15 protein-coding genes and 1 other annotated feature are annotated in these 22996 nt (G+C 53.1%); of the genes, 5 read left to right on the forward strand and 10 right to left on the reverse strand.

The window, feature by feature from the left end:
• Positions 1–13 precede the first annotated feature (13 nt).
• From NG42_RS02570 to NG42_RS02585, 4 genes are all read right to left on the reverse strand, one after another.
• Positions 14–4414, reverse strand: a complete 4401-nt coding sequence (locus NG42_RS02570; RefSeq protein ID WP_156322174.1) for a hypothetical protein — start codon at positions 4412–4414, stop codon at positions 14–16.
• 153 nt (positions 4415–4567) lie between these two features.
• Positions 4568–6961 carry a glucose/quinate/shikimate family membrane-bound PQQ-dependent dehydrogenase gene (locus tag NG42_RS02575; protein WP_052897510.1) on the reverse strand — a complete coding sequence of 798 codons (2394 nt, stop codon included), beginning with the start codon at positions 6959–6961 and terminating at the stop codon, positions 4568–4570.
• Positions 6962–7124: 163 nt separating this feature from the next.
• Positions 7125–9236 carry a TonB-dependent receptor PqqU gene (gene pqqU / locus NG42_RS02580; RefSeq protein WP_156322172.1) on the reverse strand — a complete coding sequence of 704 codons (2112 nt, stop codon included), beginning with the start codon at positions 9234–9236 and terminating at the stop codon, positions 7125–7127.
• 371 nt (positions 9237–9607) lie between these two features.
• Entirely contained in the window at positions 9608–10576 is a 969-nt protein-coding gene (locus NG42_RS02585; protein ID WP_052897515.1) for a chemotaxis protein, read from the reverse strand.
• Positions 10577–10830: 254 nt separating this feature from the next.
• Between NG42_RS02585 and sbcB the strand changes: the two genes are divergently transcribed.
• Entirely contained in the window at positions 10831–12258 is a 1428-nt protein-coding gene (gene sbcB, locus NG42_RS02590; RefSeq protein ID WP_052897517.1) for an exodeoxyribonuclease I, read from the forward strand.
• A gap of 48 nt (positions 12259–12306) precedes the next feature.
• On the opposite strand, the gene NG42_RS02595 is transcribed toward sbcB, so the two are convergent.
• The 5 genes from NG42_RS02595 to NG42_RS02615 form a co-directional block, all read right to left on the reverse strand.
• Positions 12307–13128, reverse strand: coding sequence for a hypothetical protein (locus NG42_RS02595; protein WP_052897519.1), 822 nt, complete (start codon positions 13126–13128; stop codon positions 12307–12309).
• Positions 13129–13257: 129 nt separating this feature from the next.
• Positions 13258–13686, reverse strand: a complete 429-nt coding sequence (locus NG42_RS02600; protein ID WP_053115891.1) for a hypothetical protein — start codon at positions 13684–13686, stop codon at positions 13258–13260.
• 271 nt (positions 13687–13957) lie between these two features.
• Positions 13958–15325, reverse strand: coding sequence for an APC family permease (locus tag NG42_RS02605; RefSeq protein WP_052897521.1), 1368 nt, complete (start codon positions 15323–15325; stop codon positions 13958–13960).
• A 368-nt stretch (positions 15326–15693) separates the two neighbouring features.
• Positions 15694–17004: a 4-aminobutyrate--2-oxoglutarate transaminase gene (gene gabT, locus NG42_RS02610; protein WP_052897522.1), complete on the reverse strand. Its 1311-nt coding sequence runs from the start codon at positions 17002–17004 to the stop codon at positions 15694–15696.
• A gap of 90 nt (positions 17005–17094) precedes the next feature.
• Entirely contained in the window at positions 17095–18513 is a 1419-nt protein-coding gene (locus tag NG42_RS02615; RefSeq protein ID WP_173581499.1) for a glutamine synthetase family protein, read from the reverse strand.
• Between the two features lie 210 nt (positions 18514–18723).
• On the opposite strand from NG42_RS02615, the gene puuD reads away from it, so the two are divergent.
• Together puuD and NG42_RS02625 are read left to right on the forward strand one after the other, a co-directional pair.
• On the forward strand, positions 18724–19488 hold the full coding sequence (gene puuD, locus NG42_RS02620) for a gamma-glutamyl-gamma-aminobutyrate hydrolase (RefSeq protein WP_052897524.1): 765 nt from the start codon (positions 18724–18726) through the stop codon (positions 19486–19488).
• A 35-nt stretch (positions 19489–19523) separates the two neighbouring features.
• Positions 19524–20801: an NAD(P)/FAD-dependent oxidoreductase gene (locus NG42_RS02625; RefSeq protein ID WP_052897526.1), complete on the forward strand. Its 1278-nt coding sequence runs from the start codon at positions 19524–19526 to the stop codon at positions 20799–20801.
• Positions 20802–20878: 77 nt separating this feature from the next.
• Here the strand turns inward: NG42_RS02625 and NG42_RS02630 are convergent, their stop codons facing one another.
• On the reverse strand, positions 20879–21706 hold the full coding sequence (locus NG42_RS02630; protein WP_052897528.1) for an SDR family oxidoreductase: 828 nt from the start codon (positions 21704–21706) through the stop codon (positions 20879–20881).
• 175 nt (positions 21707–21881) lie between these two features.
• Here NG42_RS02630 and hisL point away from each other — a divergent pair, with 175 nt between their 5' ends.
• Together hisL and hisG are read left to right on the forward strand one after the other, a co-directional pair.
• Complete coding sequence (gene hisL / locus NG42_RS22565) at positions 21882–21929, forward strand: his operon leader peptide (protein ID WP_100396937.1); 48 nt, start codon at positions 21882–21884, stop codon at positions 21927–21929.
• Positions 21905–22026, forward strand: a sequence feature (His leader region). (Overlaps the previous gene by 25 nt.)
• Positions 22027–22094: 68 nt before the next feature.
• Entirely contained in the window at positions 22095–22994 is a 900-nt protein-coding gene (gene hisG, locus NG42_RS02635; RefSeq protein ID WP_052897531.1) for an ATP phosphoribosyltransferase, read from the forward strand.
• Positions 22995–22996 lie beyond the last annotated feature (2 nt).

Below are 22996 nucleotides of genomic sequence, written 5' to 3' on the forward strand. Positions count from 1 at the left end.
TGAGATTATGCGATTATCCGTCATCTTTAGTGTTACTCTTTTGCGCTTCACTCCGTTGGTAGTAGCCGCTGTGCAAGCTTTCGTTTTGCATCACACGGCGGTTAAACCGCCGGCTGGTTTCCGCCTGCGGCTGCAAAAGATCGACCAATGTCCGGCGGTTTTGTAGATAGCGATCGAGCTGTTGTCGCTGAGAGGTGCGCTCGCCAGTGGCCGTAAATAGCTGATTACGTTGGGCGCTGACCACCATACGGCGATGGCTGAGAATATCCTGACGGAGCGGTTCATTCGCTGCAGGAGCGTCGTTCCGCCGGCGCATCCTCAACGTCGGTTCGCGCCGGGTGGTGTAGCAGGGAATGACCGGCGGACGCCGGGTGGACAGCCGCAGAGTGCGAAATCTTTCAGATTGTGGCTGCTGAGGGCGGTTATTACGCCGGATGATCTGCGTGAAGGTCATAATATTCGCGTCACCGCTGTTGGCAGCAAAAGAGCGCGGCTGAGAACGGGCATGATGCCAGATATTTCGCCCGCTATCGGCTTGCTGCACAACCGTGCCAGGCGCCAGCATCAGCGTGGTCGTTCCGCTACTCTGCGTATTCAGTATCACCGCGCTGGCTGCCGCCACAGATTGCGCAGCAGCATCCGGGGAAACAAAAACCCGCTGCTTAACCGGCTGTGATGATTCCGCAGCCAGACCCGACTGCGGATTTAACGCGGCTGACGCCGCTTCTGAGACGGGCGCGGATCCCTGCGGGACGGCATTTTCACTCTTTGCATTATCTTGATCAGTACTGGTCTGATTGCCTGCTCCCCTGGCATTGCTACCCGGTCCACGCCCATACGGCACCGTCAGCCGTTTTGGTGGTTTTTTCTCTCCGTTCGGCTGCCCGGCATTGACCAGCTGCTTAATCATCAGTTGGGTATCCATTCGTACCCTTTCACGCAGCTGCAACTGAATATCATCCCGCTGTGCACGGTTCTGCAACCATTGCTGCTTCTGCTCAACATCACGGTCTTCACATTGCCGGAAGTGCTGTTCGCTAAAGGCGGGTCCGCTGATGATTTCCAGAGCGCTGGCAAACATATGACTCAGTGTGCCGCCCGCCGCGTCACTGCGCTGGCCACTTTGCGGCTTTTTCGCCAAGCGCAGCTGTGATCTTGGCGGCCTGCCGTCACTACATTGACTGATCAGGGAGTGGATCTCCCCTTTGGTTTTCAGGGTAAGACTCATCCCTGCCAGCGTATTCTTTTCCAGCTGTTTAATCTTTTGCATCGAATCGCGACGGTTTTTCGTCTTTTTTCCCGCAGGAATTGCCGCCCTTAAGTTTAAAATATGCTGACGGATTGAATGGAACTGGCGCGGTAACTGATGAAAATAGTTTAAGCGTGAATCGACCCCGCGCCAAAGTTGCATATTACGCAGATTATTTTCAATCGCCTCAATATATGCAGAGATAGAACTGACATCTTGCTGATTATTTTCACCCCTCTCCGATACGGTTATTTCGTTGATATTTTCTTTCATCTTTTTTAGCGGCGTGGATTGCCGTGGCTCCAGCGTCGGAATATCTTCAGGCGCCATTTGATAAAAGTAATAATGGAGAATGTCATTTATTGCCCTGGCATTGCTGTTGATCTTTTCGACATCCACTAATTGCGTCATTCCCTGAGGCGCTGGCTGCAAAGCGTGATGATCGTCAGGCGCGACAGCCGGGCGCAATTTCATTCGTGTTAAAAAACCGCGAATCAGGGCATTATCATCAACCAGTCCGCCAGAGCCACTCAGTTGTTCCATTGCTTTGAGTAATGCCAGGTTATTATCAACACTCTCCGTTTGCTCAATGATTAACTCCGGGCCTTGCGCCGTTTGCTGATATAAGCTCAGTGTATTCTGTCCAAGCACCAGCACTGTTTCATCATGAGTTAATCGTGGTGGATCGGCGCTGATATCATTTCCCTGTGGATCAATAAAAATCCCGGGATCACCTTCACTGTTTTCACTGACCACATACCAGCCATAAAAATTCGCGATCCCCGCCAGCATATCGGCTTCGTTAAGTTGCAGAAGATAGTCGTTATAAATATGCACCCGGTTTTCATCAGTATATTTTAATAACGTGTCGAGGTTAATTAATCGCCGACCCGGCGGCAAGTTAGCAGTGCGCAAACGGTTAATGCTGATCGCCACTTCATAACTTGCGGGTATCAGACCGTCCTGCACCATCGCCGCAAGGGTATTAATCACCTCCGGATAACGGGCAGGATCGTTTTCAATCACCGCAAGCTGCGATTCAATCTGGCGATAAAATCCCCGCCCGCGTTCTGAGGAAGTAAAACCAGCGCGATAACTCGCGTGCAGATGCGGCGGCAGCTGGCTGAAACAGTCGCGAATCAGCTGCTGCCAGGCCAGTAACTTGCCGTCACGCCAGAAATTATCCGCGATGGCGTCGCTTAAGGCATAAGACGAAGAGTCATCATCCGGTGAAATAATATTCAACACCTGTTGCGGGGTCAGGTGATGGCAATCCAGCAATCTTTTCAGCGAGGCAAGGTAAAGGGTATGGCTTAATTGCGGTATCACGGCGCCACGATGAAACAGCGCCCCCATGGCGCGCGAGATCATCCGTCCGGCAGTACGGATAAAACGCCCGGCCATCATATTGCAGGGAGTATCCGCGGAAATTTGTAGTGAAGAGGTTGCCGATGCCAGCGCAAAATCTTCCAGCGCATGAAAAAACTGAAATGGCGTGAGGGTTTCCGGATGGATTAATGCATCATAATAAGCCTCCTCGGTCGAACTCATATCCGATAAGATCTCAGTGCTGTCCAGTCGCTGCTGCGGATCGAGCTGACGATGATTGTTCCGCAGGTATTCCCGGATATATTCCGCTTGATATTCCACCACCAACAACACTAACGAATCAGCATTTCTGAGCACCACCTTGAGTAATTTGCGCCGGTCGGCGACCAGCTCACTCAAAAATTGTGCCGGGGTGTGGTATTCCAGCCCGGCTATCTCTGCGATGCATTCCCATAATTGGTGATCGGTAACAGAGCTGCGTAAGTTATTCAGCCAGGATTCGGAAGCCTGATAACTTTCCTGCATTTCCTGCAGGAAATCTTGCCACTGGCCGTCATCCAGTATCGCTTCTTTGGCGCGTTCAAACACCCGGCTATGTTGCGCCAGCGTCAGGTGGGGCGGTCTGGCGCTGCCAGACTGGATGGAATCAAAAATATTAGAGAGAATTAAGTCCCGGAACCCAAGTGGCGTGTAAGCCAGCGAGTTCTCTTCCAATATATCGGATAAGAGGGTTTCAGTGGTGGTGCTGTTATTCGCAATACCATAATGCAGCACATAGAAAAGGTCTTCGGCACGATTATCGCCATCCATCATATGGCTTATTTCATGGGGAATAGCGCGCAGTATCTGGATAAAAGGAGAATTTGTTATGCCGCTGGTGAGAATAATCCGTTTGTGCGGATCGTCAGGAAAGGCTTCAGCCAGCACACCGCGACAGGAATCATTAGCCGAAGAGAGAATAAACTGGTTACCATACTCTTCTGTATAGCGCGCGGTCATCTGCTGGTATTCCACCAGATGCGCCCGGGTTTCCTGAATCATCTCCTCGCTCACCTGAGCCAGTCCAAGATTCAGCTGGCGGGCAAGCAGTTTTTTCAGACGCGCACTGTCGTGGCTGATATTAACCAGCATATGCCATAAACAGTCGTCAAACAGCCGCAGCGCTTCACGAAGCTGCGGCATTTGCCGATGGGTGTCCTCCCCTCTGGCACGTACAGTAAATCCCATCTGCGGCAGGTTTTGTTCAAAGGGATCATTATTGCCCTGATAAGGAAAATCCGTTACCACCGGCCCCGGCATCCAGTGCCGGAAATGCTGATTAATATAATACTGGCAGGGTTCATCGTCCGCCAGCAGTGCCGACAACTGCTGGCGAAAGCGTAAGACTTCCATGCTACCAATTTGATGTGGCATCGAATGATATCTGGCGGCACAGAGCGCGATAAGCAATTGATCGCCATACACAGGTGAGGTTATTTCTTCGAAATAATCGGCGATTAAAGGCCGAAAGAAACGTTGATGCGAGGGGCTTTGCTGCTGCTGCAACACCACCAGATTATCGGCAACACCCGACGCCGCCGGCAAAAACAGGATTTCATGATTGTTCTCATCCTCAATACGCAGCGAAAAATTTTGCCAGTCGGGAAGATTAAGCGCAATAAATGGCACCATTTCCATCGCCGCAGTGCTCCACAGCCCGGGATGGTTGATATCCTGGATAATATTATCCCGCTGTGAGGCGCTAAGAGTATGCAGATAATTGTTCATTACGGGTCTGGCGACAGAGAAAGAATATAACGATGTGCTGCCCCCACTTACCGGAGTATTGATTTCCATGTCATCACCTGGTTTATTTAGAACGACGTACTATAAGCTGAGTACCGGTTTAGACAGCTATTATAAAAAGCTCATCGCTGTCATCTCTGACAGGCAAAAAAAAACGCCCGGTGAGAGCACCGGGCGTTGATTAATACTGCTGTCGCTTAGCGATTATTTCTGGTCAGGCAGCGCGTAAGCAACAATATAGTCACCCAGCTTAGTACCAAATGAACCATGGCCACCGGCCGCAATCAGCACATATTGCTTGCCGTTAACTTCATAGGTCATTGGTGTCGCCTGGCCACCTGCCGGTAAACGCGCTTCCCACAGTTTTTCACCGTTAGAAACGTTAAAGGCACGCAGATAGTTATCCGCCGTTGCCGCAATAAAGAAGATGTTACCAGCAGTGGTGATTGGCGCACCCAGCATTGGCATCCCCATTTTAAACGGCAAGGGAACCGGAGAGCTGTCGCGAACGGTACCGATGCGCTTTTTCCACACGATATCGTTAGTTTTCAGGTCAACCGCAGAAATGTAGCCCCATGAAGGTTGCTTACAAGGGAAGCCCAGCGGCGACAGGAACGGGTTCAGCGTCACGCCATACGGCACGCCGTACTGCGGCTGAATGCCGGATTCAGAACCGGTACCGCCTTTGTCGTTCTCGTCTGGCTCGATTGGGTTACCCGGACCACGTGGGATCAGGCGGGAAACAAACGGCAGCGCCATTGGGTTAGCCACGGCAATCTGACGGTGAGTATCCACCGAAATACCGCCCCACTCGAACATACCGAGGTTGCCCGGGAATACCAGCGTACCCTGCTCGGACGGCGGTGTGAACGGACCTTCATAACGCAGGCTGTGGAACATCACACGACAGATCAGCTGATCGTAGATGGTCGCGCCCCACATATCTTTGCCCTTCAGATGCTCTTTCGGACGGAATGACAGCTCAGAGTATGGCTGGGTCGGCGACAGTCGGTCACCTTTCGCCGGGCCCTGCGGTACTTTCATTTCCGGTGCCGGAGTGACAGGCTTACCGTCGCGACGATCCAGCACAAAGATGTCACCGGTTTTGGTCGGAATGTAGATTGACGGCACTTTATTACCGTTCTTATCGGTAATATCAGCCAGCGTCGGCTGTGCCGGTACATCCATATCCCACAGATCGTGATGCACAGTCTGATAGAACCACGCCAGTTTGCCCGTGGTGGCATTCAGCGCCAGCATACCGGTCGCGTAACGCTCCATTTCCGGGGTGCGGTTACCGCCCCAGATATCCGGCGTTGCCACGCCGATTGGCAGGTAGACCAGATCCAGATTCGCATCATAGGCCGCCGGTGCCCATGAGTTTGGCGAGTTTGGCGTGTAGTGTTCATCAACGCCTGGCACTTTATTGGGATCTTTCGCGCCGGTGTCGAATGCCCACAGCAGTTTACCGGTATTCACATCAAAACCACGGATGACGCCGGAAGGCTCGCGGGTTGAGTAGTTATCGGTCACCGCGCCAGCAATAACAATCACTTTATCGGTGATTACCGGTGGTGAAGTCGGCTCATAAGCGCCCGCTTTGGCAAACGGCATATTCGCTTGCAGATTCACATCACCGTTATCACCAAACTCCGCACAACGTTCACCGGTTTCTGCGTCCAGCGCATAAAGGTGGCCGTCATTGACCGGCAGAATGATGCGACGTGAACAGATAGCCGGTTTCGCGCCCTGACCTTCAGCTTGCGCCACTGCTGGCGTTTCATGATAAGAAACACCACGACAGGTGACGTGCTGGAAAGTCGGGTTAGTTTTCATCTGCGGATCAAAACGCCATTTCTCTTTACCGGTGGCCGCATCCAGCGCAATCAGCTTCTGGTGAGGCGTACACAGGTAGAGTGAGTCACGGATTTTGATTGGCGTCACTTCATCGGTGATTTCGCCCGGATCGTTCGGGCCTTTCAGATCGCCAGTACGGAAGGTCCAGGCTTCTTTCAGCTCGCCAACGTTTTTGTCGTTAATCTGCTTCAGCGGTGAGTAACGGGTACCTTCCTGGGTACGGCCATAAGCTGGCCAGTCGGCATCAGGAATACCCTGCGCGTTTTTCTCAATTTCCGCCGTCTGCTGCTGACTCAGGGTGCCGTTGATCTCTTGCGGATCGTTAAACACGGAGTAAGCCAGCACAATAACGGTGAACACCAGCGAAGCCGCCAGCGCACCGCGCGGCAGCTTGCCGCTGGAGGCGACGCCGCGCCAGATAAATGGCAGCGCAATCCACAGGCCGAAGAAGAAGGTCACATCCAGACGCGGAGTCAGCGCCCAGAAATCAGAGCCGACTTCCCACAGTGACCAGATCGTGGTGGCCAACAGGAAAACAGCGTACAGCAGCAGCGCAGTGGCGCGACGACGATACAGTAACCAGGCAGTGATCAGCATCACCAGGCCCGCAACGATGTAGTACAGCGAGCCTCCCAGTTTTGCCAGCCAGATGCCGCCCACTAACAAATATACTCCGCTCAGGGCTGCGAACAGCACCGTGAGTATCACCAGAATTCGTGATAACGAAGTTCCATTTTTCATAGTTTAACCTTACCGAAATTTAAGAGCGTCGATTTAGCGTAAGCTAAATCGTCAAAAACACCCGATTACTGCTCAATATCCACTCGGGTGTTCCTAACCCGCCTTCAGACATCACCTGGTGTTGTTGTCCGGGGCTGGCTTTTTCTGGATTCTGTTTTGCATGTTACTCAAAGGTATAGCTCAGCGTGGCACCCACGCCATAATTTCGACCCGGTGCCGGTTCGAAGTAACGACCGTTACCTTCATTGACGATCACCGAGCCGACATATTCACGATCGAACAGGTTATCCACCCGGGTGAACATATCCAGCGACCAGTTGCTGCGCCAGTTCAGACGGTAACCGCCACTGAGGCCGACCACGGTATAGCTCGGTGCCTGGGCGCTGTTCTGGTCATCGACCTGAATATCGCTCATGTAACGCACATCCGCACCGGCGTGGAAGCCCTCTTCCGGTGCCCACTCCATTGAAGCGTAACCCATATTGCGCGCAATGCCTGGCAGGCGATTACCCGCCGGGGTGCAGGAGGCAGCACAGGTTTCATTACGATAGGTGGCGTCGAGCAGAGTCCACGCCATTTTCAGCCGCCAGTCCTGCGCGAACTGCTGGTCGAGCGCGAGTTCAACACCGCGACGACGGGTTTTACCGGCATTGGTATAACTGGTGCGCCCACCGGCACTTTCCGCCACCACCAGTTCATTATCGGTATTGGTCTGAAACAGCGCTGCCGTCACCAGTCCGTTACCGACACGGGTTTTACTGCCCAGTTCGTAAGTATCGCTGGTGGAAGGTTTCAGTCCGATATTCAGCCCTGACTGACCGTCCGAACGGTAGGAGAGTTCGTTAATGGTCGGCGTTTCAAAACCGCGACCCGCGGAGAAATAGAGATTCCACGCCGGGGTGACAGCATAGTTTATCGAAGCCATCGGCAGTAATTTGTGATAACGCGTGCTGCCGCTGTCATCGCCATTGGTACTGGTGATGTAATAATCTTCGGAATCAAAGTTGACGGTGCTGTAGCGCAGTCCGGCATCCAGCGTCCACTGTGACGTCAGGCTCCAGCTGGTTTGCAGATAAGGATCGAGGTTCCACATCTTATTTTTTTCATTACGACGCTGCGCCCCCTTCTCACCATATTCCGGCACACCGTTGTTCAGATTAAAGTTTTCAAAACCCTGACGGCGTTCGGTCATGGTTTCATAATCGAGGCCCGCAATCAGGCTAAACGGCACCGAACCGAGATTGTCCTCGTGTTTCCAGCGCGTATCAATTCCCTGATATTTTCTCTCCAGCACGATTACGCCACCGGCATGGGTTGGCCGTAGCTGGGGAGCCATCGGGATCGACTGATACTGAGTGGTATGACGCTCGCCGTGCCACGCGGTCATCGTCAGCTGGTCGTTTTCACTGATTTCGCGCTGATAACGCAGGCCAAACTGGGTCTGGTCGAGGGATTTACGGGTATTGTATTGATCGCCGCGTGGCGACTGGCGTGGATTATCTTTCCATTCCGCTTCAGACAGGCCGCCGGGATCGTTAGCATCCACCGAGACACTGTTAAACAGCAGCGTCAGGGTGCTGACGTCATCAAGACGCACACCAAATTTACCGTTGCCGAGACTCTTCTGCGTACCGCTGTGATCGCGATAGCCGTGGGTGGTAAAGCGTGAACCGGAGATCGCGTAATTGACGTCGCCCGCCTGGCTGCCGTCACCGGTTGCACCGGTCGCTTTGACACTGTTACGCCAGGTATTGTCACTGCCAAAATAACTCCCGGCTTCCAGCGTGGTCGGCTGAGTACCGGTCTGGGTTTCGATATTGACCACCCCACCGGAGGCATTGCCATACAGTGCGGAATAAGGGCCGCGCAGCACTTCGACTTTTTCAATCGAGTTAATATCGATATTCGAGGTCTGACCCTGTCCGTCCGGCATGGTGGCCGGAATGCCATCGACATAAATACGCACGCCGCGCACGCCATACATTGAACGACTGCCAAAGCCGCGCACCGACATTTGCAAATCCTGTGCGTAGTTCTGGCGGTTCTGAATCTGTAGACCAGGAACGCTGCCAAGGCTTTCTGACAGGTTAACTTGCGGTTTACTGTTGCGCAGCTGCTGCCCTTCGACCACGCTGACGGCAGCCGGCGTATCCAGTTCGGATAAACCACTGCGTTGCTTAACCACCATTAGCGTGGAATCCTGCGCGGTGACAGAATCATGGCTGACACCGGAAACTGAAGTCTGAGCGTAACTGAGCGCGAGCGGTTGCATCATCAACAACGGCGTCAAAATAAAAGCAGAGGTTTTTTTGTTCACTGGAATGGTTCGATTTTTTTAGTTAATACTTCAACAATTTTTCCCGACCACCTGAGCCGGAGAAAAGTCACCCGCTGATCATCTGCATCGTGCTGAGCAGCAACGGTAAATCACCGCTGCCGAAAGTATAAAAGCTATTGACTGATTTGCCGGGTTTTTATCCGTCGGGCGTCAACGCTGTTCACCCCTGACCGAACGCCTTATGCAAACGAAACTGTTATGTTGCATAAAAACGTGATCATTGTAACACTTCATAGTTCGCTTGCGAACTATTTATCTCTTCAGGCTGAATCAATTCAGCCTGAATGCATGCCTTCGGCCCTTTACCTTTACGGCTGAGCTGCCTCTTCCAGTACCTGATGGATCACCTGTGATAACTCATTCACCTCAAACTTTGCCACATAGCCATTGGCACCAACCTTGCGCACGTGATCTTCATTGGCGCTGCCAGAGAGCGAAGAGTGAATCACCACCGGAATATTTTTCAGCCGGTGATCGGATTTAATATTGCGCGTCAGAGTAAAACCATCCATCTCCGGCATTTCCAGGTCGGTCAGTACCAGCGAGATTTTGTCGTGGATCGACTGCCCCGCCGCTTTCGCCTCGTCGGCCATCAGCTTGATTTTCTCCCAGGCTTCCAGACCGGTATTAAACATCAGCGCCGGAATGCCCATCTCTTTCAGTCCCTGCTCCAGCATTGATCGCGCCACCTTCGAATCTTCCGCCACAATCGCCAGCGCACCGGGCTTGAGGTTGAAGCTGCGCACGGCGACCGGTTCGCTCTTCACATTGCGCGCCGACGGAATAATGTCATACAGGATCTGCTCAACATCCAGCACCAGCGCCATTTCATTGCGGTTTTCTTCATTATTTAGTAGCGCAATACTGGTGACATTACGATTGCTGACACCAGCATCCGCAGCATGCACCTGGCTCCAGTCAAGCCGCACAATATTATCCACCGACTCGACGGCAAACGCCTGAGTATTACGGGCGTATTCGGTGACCAGCAGCAGCTTCAGACCGGAACCCGGCGTACAACCGGCAACGGCGGCGAGATCAATAACCGGGATAATCTGCCCCCGGATATTTGCCATCCCCAGCAAGGGTGACTTCATCCCGGCCGCTTTGGTAATGGTGGTCATCGGCACAATTTCGCGCAGCTTAAACACATTGATACCAAACAGCTCGGGTTTTTCGCCCTCAGCCGCCGCTCCCAGCCGGAACAACAGCATTTCAAATTTATTGGAGAGGGTGAGATTCGCTCTGTCATCGATATCTTTCTGAAAGTTATCCATTTTTTCCTCTGAATACTCATTTTTACAGGTGGACTTATCGCGATATCCAAAGCAGAGCGCGGCTTGCGGTACGGGCTGGCGTGCCTGAAATCACTGTCAGAGGTTATCGGCAGAAAGCGGAAAAAATAGAGGGGAGGATTCGGCTTAATCAGCTAAATGCCTCAGCCCTTTAGCCACCCGACAAAATGGTTTACCCTGTAGTATGCGCGCGCAGCCTCTGCGTGCCAGCTCATTTTGTGACAGGGACATTTACCGTGAAACAGCCAGCCAGTCAGCCAACCTTTCTCTTCCATGATTATGAAACCTTTGGAAAAAGTCCGTCACTGGACCGTCCGGCGCAGTTTGCTGGCGTACGCACCGATATGGATTTCAATATTATTGGTGAACCGGAAGTGTTTTATTGCCAGCCCGCTGACGACTATCTGCCGCAGCCGGAAGCGGTGATGATTACCGGCATCACGCCGCAGCAGGCGAAAGCACGCGGCGTCAGCGAAGCCGAGTTTGCCCGCCGTATTCACGCCCTGTTCAGCGAACCCAACACCTGCATAGTGGGCTACAACAATGTGCGCTTCGATGATGAAGTCACGCGCAATATCTTCTATCGCAACTTCTACGATCCCTATGGCTGGAGCTGGCAAAACGGCAATACGCGCTGGGATCTGCTGGATGTGATGCGTGCTTGCTATGCACTGCGCCCGGAAGGGATTAACTGGCCGGAAAACAATGATGGTATGCCGAGCTTCCGCCTTGAGCATCTGACCAAAGCCAACGGTGTCGAACACGCCAATGCGCACGATGCAATGTCAGACGTTTACGCCACTATTGCCATGGCAAAACTGGTTAAACAGCAGCAGCCAAAGCTGTATGACTATCTGTTCAGCCATCGCAGCAAACAGAAAATCACCACGCTGGTGGATATTCCACAAATGAAGCCACTGGTGCATATTTCCGGGATGTTTGGCGCATTTCGCGGCAATACCAGCTGGATCGCCCCCCTTGCCTGGCACCCGGATAACCGCAATGCGCTGATTACCTGCGATCTCGCCGGTGATATGTCGCCGCTGCTGGAGCTGGATGCTGATGCACTACGTGAACGGCTGTACACGCCACGCGACCAGCTGGGCGACGCGGCGGCGGTGCCGATTAAACTGGTACATATTAATAAATGTCCGGTACTGGCACCGGCCAATACCCTGCGACCGGAAGATGCGCAGCGCATTGGCATTGACCGTCAGCGCTGTCTGGCGAATCTGGCACTGCTGCGTCAGCACCCGGAGATCCGCGAAAAAGTGGTCACGCTGTTTGCCGAAGCAGAACCTTTTGCCGCCGTCGATGATGTTGATGCCCGGCTGTATGATGGCTTCTTCAGTGATGCCGACCGGTCGGCAATGAATATTATTTTGCAGACGGATTCGTCAAATTTACCGGCGCTGGATTTGACCTTTAACGACTCGCGTATTAAGCAGTTGCTGTTCCGTTATCGGGCACGTAACTTCCCCGGCACGCTGGATGATGCTGAACAGCAGCGCTGGCTGCAACACCGTCGTGAAGCGTTGAACCCGGAACGGGTACAACGTTATGTGCTGGAACTGGAGTCGTTGTTTAATTTGTATGAAGGCGATAACGATAAAATGGCGCAGCTAAAAGCGCTGTTTGATTACGCCCGCGATCTGGTTTCCTGAGCATAACCGTGGCCGCAAAAGCGGCCACCTGCTCCACCCGTTGAGCTTTTACACACTACTGGTGGTCGCTTGATCTGCCTCAATCGCAACCGGCCTCACGGCCTTTTTCTGCGGCAAACAATCAACGATGGCCTGCAACTTATTGAGATAATGAATCATTATCTCAATAACGATTTCCAGTTGTGCCGTCCCTGCGGTTTCCAGACTATCCACTCGCTCCTTCAACAGGCGGGTCACTTCAAGCAAGTTGGCGTGCGCTGACTCGGCATTTTTGACGCTTTTGACACTGGAAATATTCGCCGACGCTTCGGCCAGAGACAGCACAAATTCGATGGCGACTTTTACATCACTACACACTTCGTGCCAGATTTTAAGATTTTTCGGCGTGTCGAAGGGCACAATCCTGCCGCTTAAAACGGTTACCGTGGCACGGATAAAACGATAAATATTACTGCCGACAATCGCAATACTTTGTGAAGAAGTCTCAGAGTAACCATATTTCGTCGCGCTATAAAACAGAATGTTACCGAACATATCGGCATCCATCGGCCAGCCTTTTTCACCCCTCGCCTTCGCCGACCAGTTTCTCCAGGCACACCAGGCATCCGCCCCCGCTGAGCAAACCCAAACGAGATTTACCCCCATTGAAATCTTACCAAATATCCCGTTGGTAAATACGGCCACCAGCACAGAAGGTATGGATAACGCCGCCGTCGCCAATAGCAGCAATGTCTGTTTATAAAATGTTCGCTCAGCCGCATCAACGCCATGTAGCTTTGCTTTCTCCAGGCAGTCATTGGCTTTTTTAGCCACATTATCAATAAATATGTTAACCGCATCAGGGCTATTAAAGTTGTCAGGTGCCGTCATCCCCAGTGTGGCGGTTAACGATGTACCCGAAACAGTACTGGCGAGAGAATGCGCGCTATCCTGGCGTCTAACTAAGCGGTTTAAATTTTCAGTGCTAACATTTCGTGGACACATTAAACCTCCAAAAGTTTAATAGCTTAAATCAGCCAGCAGGCTTTTCGCCTGCTGATGGAGCCAGTGGTGACTGGCGGCGTCATTGTTTAGCGAGCGGCATAAAGTGAGCGTGGACTCCAGTGCGTCACAGGCCTCGGTGATATTGCCCAGCGTATTAAGGCAACCGGCGATATGAAAATAAGCCCAGGGTTCATCGGCCTGGAGAAAAATGCAGTGCATAAAGAGTTTCAGTGCTTGCTCGGTCTCGCCTTGTTGCTTAAGTGCGCAAGCAAAAGCAAACAGGAAGCGGCGTTCCAGTGGGTGGTAAATGGCAGCTTCAGCAAAACATTCCGTGGCTTGTTCAAAAAAACCGTCATTCCAGAGGTTGTAACCACGCTCATAGATTTCCTCCAGCTCATTGTCGGGCGGAGGGTGACATTCATTAACGATGGTTGGATTTTTCATCTGTTATTGTTATCCGAATTGAGCATTAATTATCTAATTTAAAAATCATTCATATTTAAATTATCAATTAGCGCATAATAAATGTTTATTGCCGACTCAGGATAAGTTGAATTAATCACAGTTAATTGACGAAATTGTCATGAGAATTGAATTATGATTTTTAAAATTCTTACACGCCTAAAACATCTGTTTTGTAAGCATAAAAAAACGCCCATGAATTATCATGAGCGTTTTATTTTACTCGCTGTCGGTCACTCTGACCGTTTTCAGATTACATCAAATCTTCACTGCACTGCGGCACCGGGTTACGGAAGCTGCGTGTCACCACGGCCAGATAGGTCAGGCCAATCGCCCCCCATACCAGGCCGAGAATCATCGAGCTCTCTTCAAGGTTAACCCACAGCGCGCCAACGGTTAACGCACCGCACAGCGGCAGAATCAGGAAGTTGAAATTATCTTTCAGCGTTTTATTGCGACCTTCACGGATCCAGAACTGCGAAATTACCGACAGGTTAACAAAGGTAAACGCCACCAGCGCACCGAAGTTAATCAGCGCAGTCGCCGTCACCAAATCAAAGGTGATGGAGGAGAGCGCAATTACGCCGACCAGCACCACGTTCAGTGCCGGAGTACGCCATTTCGGATGGATATAACCGAAGAAACGCTCCGGGAACACGCCATCACGACCCATCACATACATCAGACGGGAAACGCCTGCATGTGCTGCCATACCGGAAGCCAGTACCGTTACGCAGGAGAAGATCAAAATGCCGAACTGGAAGGCTTTGCCTGCCACATACAGCATGATCTCAGGCTGTGACGCATCCGGGTCTTTAAAGCGGCTGATATCCGGGAAGTACAGCTGCAGGAAGTAGGAGACCACAATAAAGATGACCCCACCAATCAACGCGGTCAGGAAGATCGCTTTCGGGATCACCCGGCCTGCGTCTTTGGTCTCTTCCGACAGCGAGCTGATGCCGTCAAAGCCGAGGAACGAGAAGCACAGGATAGTCGCACCGGTAATCATCGGCACCACATGCGCATTCTCAGACCAGAATGGACGACTGCTGGTCAGCGTGCCGGCACCTTCGCCGTGCGCAACGCCGTACACCACCATGCCCATAATCGCGACCATCACTGCGACCTGCAACACCACAATCACGCTGTTAAAGTTAGCAACGGTTTTGATGCCACGCAGGTTGGAAATGGTCATAAAGCCCACCAGCAGCACGACAAATATCCACGAAGGAATGCCGGGCACCAGTGCTTCAAAATAAATTTTCGCCAGCAGAATGTTGATCATCGGCATAAACAGATAATCAAGCAGTGACGACCAGCCCACCATAAAGCCAACGTGCGGGCTGATCGCTTTCTGTGCGTAAGTGTAAGCGGATCCCGCAGATGGGAAGCGGCGTACCAGCTTACCGTAGCTTAACGCGGTAAACAGAATCGCAATCAGTGCAAAGGCGTAGGCGGTGGCAACGTGGCCATCAGTCAGACCTGAAACGATGCCAAAGGTATCGAACAGTGTCATCGGCTGCATATAGGCCAGACCCATCATTACAACAGGTAACAGCGTCAGCGTTTTTTTCAGTTGCGCGCGCGACTGTGGCGCAGCAGAGGCGGAATTATGCGTCATGATTCAGCCTCCCCATAGTGCCAACCTTTCTGGGTTGAACCACAGGGAAACTTCGCGAGGTGCGATAGAGACTACTTTTCAGAGGGGAATTACTGGAACAGGCAGGCGAAATACGTCCCGCAGCGGCGCCGTAGTCATCACGTTGGCGAATACCGGTAGATACCGGTGCAGTGTTAAAATGTTGCCCCATCTTTCTTTTCCTCAACAAGACACGTTCATGCGTGCTTAAAGCGACTATCTATCCGGAACCAGGTCCGGCCTCTGTGTGTGATTTGGTTTAATGCAAAAAATAACCGGCGCTTTACGCGTCGGTTATCATTTCTATACCCAAAATCATTATGGATGCTAAAAGCACCACCGCAAATTCATTAACTAAGGGTATGTTTTGCAGGGCGCATATTCTGCACTACCTCAAGGGCAGATGACAAGATGTTGAGACCTTCAGTAACAATTTCTTTGCTGGCGGTCAGTGGAATCAGAAATCTGATCACATTTCCGCGCACGCCGCAGGATAATAAAACCAGCCCCTGACGCCCGGCTTCCTGTACCAGCGCCTGGGTTAACACTTTATCCGGTTTGTGGCGATCGCGCTGTTCCACCAGCTCAATGGCAACCATCGCGCCGAGGCCGCGCACGTCACCAATGCAGTCAAAGCGCTCGGCCAGCTGTTGCAGATGTTGCGTCACCCACGCGCCCTGCGCCTGCGCTTTAAGATTCAGTTGCTCCTCTTCGATCAGCTCGACGACCGCCAGCGCCGCGGCAATCCCCAGCGGCGAACCGGCATAGGTGCCACCCAACCCGCCAGCCTGCGCTTTCTGCATCAGCGCCTGTTTGCCAACCAGCGCCGAGAGCGGGAACCCCCCGGCAAGACTTTTTGCCATGGTGACTAAATCCGGCTCGACGCCGCTGTGTTCAATGGCAAAGGTTTTACCGGTGCGGCAAAAGCCACTCTGGATTTCATCAACAATCAGCACAATGCCGTGCTCATCACAGAGCGTGCGCAGTTGTTGCAGAAAATGCGCCGACGCGGCGTAGAATCCGCCTTCTCCCTGTACTGGCTCAATAATAATCGCCGCCACTTCGTCCGGCGACACATCGGCGGCAAAAATGCCCTGCAACGCGCCAATCGCCTGCAATTCGCTGATGCCAAGATAACTTGCCGGATATGGAGCATGAAAAATCCCGCCGGGGAACGGGCCGTAACCTTTTTTATACGGCTGGACTTTGCCGGTCAGCGCCATACCCAGTAAGGTACGGCCATGAAACGCGCCGCGAAAGGCAATCACCGCCGTACGGCCGGTTGCCACTCGCGCCACTTTGATTGCATTTTCCACCGCCTCCGCGCCGGTCGACATCAACAGCGTTTGTGTCGGCCCGCTAATCGGCACCAGCTTATTGAGCTTTTCTGCCAGTTCGATATAGCTGCCGTAAGGCGTGACCTGGAAACAGGGATGGGTAAATTTCTCCAGTTGCGCGCTGACGGCCTCGATCACTTTTGGATGGTTATGACCGGTGTTAACTACCGCAATGCCGGACGCAAAGTCGATATAACGTTTGCCCTCCGCATCCCATAATTCCGCATTGCGCGCTTTTTCAATATAGACCTGCAACGAATTGCCGACCCCTGGCGTCACCGCCGCCTCACGACGCGCCTGCCACTGCTGATTACTTTGCTTCATCTCGTGCTCCCCTGGCAAAACTGCAAATCATCAGCATGGGCGGCAATCACGCCGCCGCTGGAAATAACGTTTCTTTATTCACGTAACGTATCAGGCATTTTTTAACATCCAGTCGATCTCTGTCGCTGTGATCAGTCGCTCAAAATGCATCAGTTCATGATGTTTACAACTGTGCCAGACAAAGCTGAAACGCTCGCCGAACAGTTTTTGCAACGGGTAACTCTGTTCAAACTCATACAGCGCATCGCTCTGGCGCGTCGGTAACGGATTTCCTGCCGCCTGATGACCGTTTCCTTTTACCGGATGCGGTAAAGGCAACGGGTTATCAATCCCGTGCAGGATCCCGGCCAGAATCGTCGCCACCACCAGATAAGGGTTAGCATCCGCCCCGGCGACCCGATACTCAACGCGATGATTATCAGCGTCACCACAGGGAATTCGCAGCGCCACCGTGCGGTTATTGTGCCCCCACGACGCCTGTAGCGGCACAAAAGCATCGGGCAGAAAGCGGCGATACGCGTTGACGTTGGGAGCCAGCAGCGCCATGGAAGCCGGCATCAGATCGATCATACCGGCCAGCGCGCGTTTCAGCAGCGGCGAATCACCGCCGTCATCGCTGGCAAAAGCGTTGTGATCGGCGGCATCCAGCATGCTGATATGCACATGCATCCCGCTACCGGCATACTCTTCGTAGGGCTTCGCCATAAAGGTGGCGTTCATTGCGTGGTTTTCCGCAACCTGACGCACCAGCCGTTTCAGCAGAATGGCATGGTCGCAGGCGCTGAGCACATTTCGCGTGTGATGCAGGTTAATCTCAAACTGACCGGGCGAGGCTTCCGCCAGCGCACCCTCTGCCGGAATCCCCTGTAACCGCGCCAGCGCGTCGATATCCCCCAGCACTTCGGCAAAGTGATCGAGATTATCCAGCGAGTAAACCTGGCTCTGCATATTGCGCTCATCGCTGCCCGGTGCGCAGGGTGGCTGGATATAGCCTTCAGCATCGCGTTTTTTATCCACCAGATAGAACTCCAGCTCTACCGCTACCACCGGAAACAGACCTCGGTTACGCAGTTGCTGCCAAAGGTTATTGAGCACGTTTCGGGGTTCAACGTCAAAGGGAGTGCCATCTTGATTACGCATGGTCAGCAGCACCTGCGCAAGATGTCTGGGATCGGAAGCTGAAGGGATAAGCGTGCCACTGACCGGAAGACAAAGATTATCGGGTTCACCCAGCGCCTGACCTAAACCGGCCTCTTCTACGGTATTGCCGAGAATATCCATGGCGAACACCGATGCCGGGAAGTAACAACCTTTTTCTGTTTTTGCCAGGCTGGCGAAGGGAATGCGTTTACCGCGAAAGACACCGTTGAGATCGTTAAGAAGGATATCGACATACTGCGTTTCAGGATGGCGTTCCAGATAGGCTTTTACCTCATTCTGGAACGCGCTGGTTCGTTTCTCTTCACTGTGTCTCGTGAAGTCTTCTACTTCCACCAGATTTGTCATGATTTCACCCGCCATTGACCAGAGATAATCGGTTGTGCGTGATGCTCAAACTAACGGCCACATCTCTAACATAGCGCCAACATAAAAAGTGTGCAAATGTTACAATTTGGTTTGAATAATGAACAACTGATTGCTAGATTGAAAATCTGATGCACAGCTTTTCGCCATGTGCGCCCTGCCGATAATGACTTCAGACAGTGCTGCGAGGGAGTAATGGGCATTATTTTTAATAAGCCATTGATCGGCGTAGTGATGTGCCAGATTGTCAACGGCGGTCATCCCAGCCAGACGGTACATAACAAATACCTCGATGCGATTCTCTCCGCCGGTGGCGTGCCGCTTGGCCTGCCGCACGGGTTGATGAATCAACCTGAATTATTGGAAAATGCGATGGCGGTGCTGGACGGGATTTTACTCACCGGCAGCCCCAGCAATATCGAACCCTTTCATTATGGTGCCACCGGCACTGAGCCACACGCTGACCCTGGCCGCGACAAACTCGCTTTTGCCCTGATTACCGCAGCGATTGCCCGGAAAATGCCGATGCTGGCGATCTGTCGCGGCTTACAGGAACTGGTGGTGGCAACCGGCGGCTCATTATATCGACAGTTACATTTGCAAGCTGGCTTGCAGGACCATCGCGAAAATGAAGCGCTGCCGCTGGAACAACAGTATGCGCCAGCGCATGACGTGCAGCCGGAACCCGGTGGATTGCTGGCGGATTTGCTTAACAGCCGCGAAAAACTGCGGGTCAATTCGTTGCATCAGCAAGGTATTCGAACCTTAGGTTCACAGCTGCGCATCGAGGCGCGCGCCGCTGATGGGCTGATTGAAGCGGTCAGCCTGCGGCAGCACCCTTTTGCTTTGGCCGTACAGTGGCATCCCGAATGGCAGAGCGATAACTCAGCGCCCTCACGTGAGTTATTTGCTGGCTTTATTCACGCCTGCAACCGCTATCAACAAGAAACCCGACGATAATCGTTTAAAACCGACATGCTGGCTCCGGAGGTGGGATGAAACACGTGGAGAGTTATTACGCGGCGACGGCCCATTGTCATCAACCCTGGCCTCAGCTCACGGAAAGTGTTCAGTGTGATGTGTGCATTATCGGCGGCGGCTTTACCGGCCTCTCCTCAGCGCTGTTTCTTACCGAAGCCGGTTACGACGTGGTGCTGCTGGAAGCCGCGCAGATCGGCTATGGTGCCAGCGGACGGAACGGCGGACAAGTTGTCAACTCTTACAGCCGCGATATTGATGTGATTGAGCGGCGATACGGTGCGAATATCGCAAAAATACTGGGCAGCATGATGTTTGAAGGCGCGGATATTATTCGCGACCGCATCGATCGTTACGCCATTGACTGCGACTATCGTCCGGGCGGGATTTTTGCCGCGCTGAATGCACGACAAATGGGGCATTTGCGTGCGCAGCACGCGCTGTGGGAAAGTTACGGTAACTCTCAGTTAACGCTGCTGGATGAAACGGCTATTCAGCGCGAAGTGACATCCGGGCGCTATGTCGGCGGGCTGCTTGACCAACGCGGCGGGCATTTGCATCCGCTAAACCTGGCGCTTGGCGAGGCCGAAGCGATTCGCCGTCATGGTGGTCGTATTTATGAACACTCCGCCGCCACTGCGGTGGCGTATGGCAGCCCCCATCGGGTAAAAACCGCCAGCGGTGAGGTCAGCGCGAAATTTGTGGTATTTGCCGGGAATGCCTATCTTGCGCCGCAGCTGGAACCACGACTCAGCAGTAAAAGTATGCCCTGCGGCTCGCAGATTATCACCACCGAGCCGCTAAGCGCAGAGCTGGCGCGCTCGTTACTGCCGACCAATCGCTGCGTGGAGGATTGTAACTATCTGCTGGATTACTTCCGCCTGACGGCCGATAACCGCCTGTTATATGGCGGTGGCGTGATTTATGGCGCAGACGAACCGCAAGATATTGATGCGCTGATTCGCCCTAAATTACTGAGGACTTTTCCGCAGCTTGACGGCATTGCATTCAGCTATCGCTGGAGCGGCAACTTCCTGCTGACGCTGTCACGCATGCCGCAGTTTGGCCGGCTGGAAAATAATGTCTACTACATGCAGGGAGACAGTGGGCATGGTGTAACCTGCACGCATCTGGCGGGCAAGCTGATTGCCGAAACGCTGCGCGGTGATGCCGAACGTTTTGACGCCTTCGCCACGATTCCACATTTGCCGTTTCCCGGCGGGCGACGTTTTAAAGTGCCATTAACCGCCATCGGTGCCGCGTGGTATGCGCTGCGCGATCGGTTAGGTGTGTAGGGGAGCCGTTTTCGGCTCCCGTGCTGAGGGGCGGCGAGAACGCCGCCCCTGCGACACGCATACCAGGATGCATTTAACTACGCCAGCGGCATCTTCTGCGGATCGGGCCAGCTGTACTCAAACCCCAACTCATGGCAAATTTTATTGCCGTCGATAATTTTACCGCTCGCCGCATCACTGTCCGCTATAAACGTCGGTGGCGTCAGCCCCAGCTGGCGGGCAACCGCCGGATAGAACTGGCTGCGCGCCGGATGCTGCGGCGCACTCAGATTGTAAACATGGCCGCCTTTCGGCGTTTGCAGCAGCAGGCTAATCGCCTCGACCACATCATCCAGATGCACTAAGTTGACGCCATGTGCGCCGTCGGCGACATCGGTTCGGCCCGCCAGGAAGCGCCCCGGATGGCGATTTGGCCCGACCAGACCGGATAAACGCACGATATCCACAGAGGTTCCCGGCAAATCATGCAGCCAGTTTTCCAGCTCCACCAGCGTTTTACCTGCCACGGTTTCCGGCTGTAGCGGGCTGTTCTCGCGCATCACTCCGCCACCTTTGCCATACACCGAAGTTGAACTGGTAAACAGAATGCGCGGCACGTTAAAGGCCAGCGCGCTGTCAACAATCTGCTGAACCGCCTGCACATAGTGCTCTCCGCCCTCAACTGTGCGGCTGGCGGGCAGCGTCACCACCAGTGCATCCACACTCAGCAACGCTTCAAGATCGTCAGCATCGCAGATTAACTCCGGCGTTAACTCCAGCTGATAACCATCAATACCGCACATGCGGGCGGCTTCGACGCCATCCGGCGTGGTCTTACTGCCGCTAACCTGCCAGCCACGTGCCGCCAGCGCCATCGCCAGTGGCATTCCCAGCCACCCCAGCCCAACTATCGCGACTTTTTTCATGCCTTAACTCCATGCAGTTTCGCCCTGAACTCTTAGGCTACGCCACAGACTCCATACTGACAATCAACGCTTAATAAGAGAATCTTTCATGGTCGATAAAAAAGGGTTGCCATTAGCGCATATTCTGGTTAGGTTATTTACACATTAAATGAATACACATTCATACGGAATTTTTATGACACGCGTTCAGTTCAACCACCATCATCACCATCACCCTGACTAGTCTTTCAGGCGATGAGTGCTGGAAGACATTTAGATCTTCCAGTGGCGCAGAACGCATAGAGAGCCCCCGGAAGATCATCTTCCGGGGGCTTTTTTTTGGACTTAACGCGGCATCAGAACCGTAACAAATACAATATTGCTAACCAGCAGACAGAGGACAGAATCGATGTTAGATAAAAGCCGTTTACGCATAGCTATGCAAAAATCAGGGCGTTTAAGTGATGATTCACGCGAGCTGCTGGCCCGCTGCGGCATCAAAATTAACTTACAGCAGCAGCGTCTGATCGCCTTCGCTGAGAATATGCCTATCGATATTATGCGTGTGCGTGATGACGATATCCCCGGTCTGGTGATGGACGGCGTAGTCGACCTGGGTATTATCGGTGAGAACGTACTGGAAGAAGAGCTGCTGACCCGCCGTGCGCAGGGCGAAGACCCGCGCTACTTCACCCTGCGTCGTCTGGATTTCGGCGGCTGTCGTCTGTCGCTGGCAATGCCGGTTGACGATGAGTACACCGGTCCGCAATGCCTGCAAAATACCCGTATCGCCACCTCTTATCCGCACCTGCTGAAGCAGTACCTTGATAAACAAGGCATCAACTTTAAATCCTGCCTGCTGAACGGTTCCGTTGAAGTTGCACCTCGTGCCGGCCTGGCGGATGCCATCTGTGACCTGGTGTCGACCGGCGCCACGCTGGAAGCCAACGGCCTGCGTGAAGTTGAAGTCATCTACCGTTCGAAAGCCTGCCTGATTCAGCGCGACGGCGAAATGCCAGCTGAAAAACAGCAGCTGATCGACAAACTGATGACGCGTATTCAGGGCGTGATCAAAGCACGTGAATCCAAATACATCATGCTGCACGCGCCAAGCGATCGCCTGGAAGAAGTGATCGCCCTGCTGCCAGGTGCAGAACGTCCGACCGTACTGCCGCTGGCTGGCGATCAGAGCCGTCTGGCGATGCACATGGTCAGCAGCGAAACGCTGTTCTGGGAAACCATGGAGAAGCTGAAAGCGCTTGGTGCCAGCTCAATCCTGGTGCTACCAATTGAGAAGATGATGGAGTAAGG

The organism is Winslowiella iniecta (assembly GCF_001267535.1).
GTDB lineage: Bacteria > Pseudomonadota > Gammaproteobacteria > Enterobacterales > Enterobacteriaceae > Erwinia > Erwinia iniecta.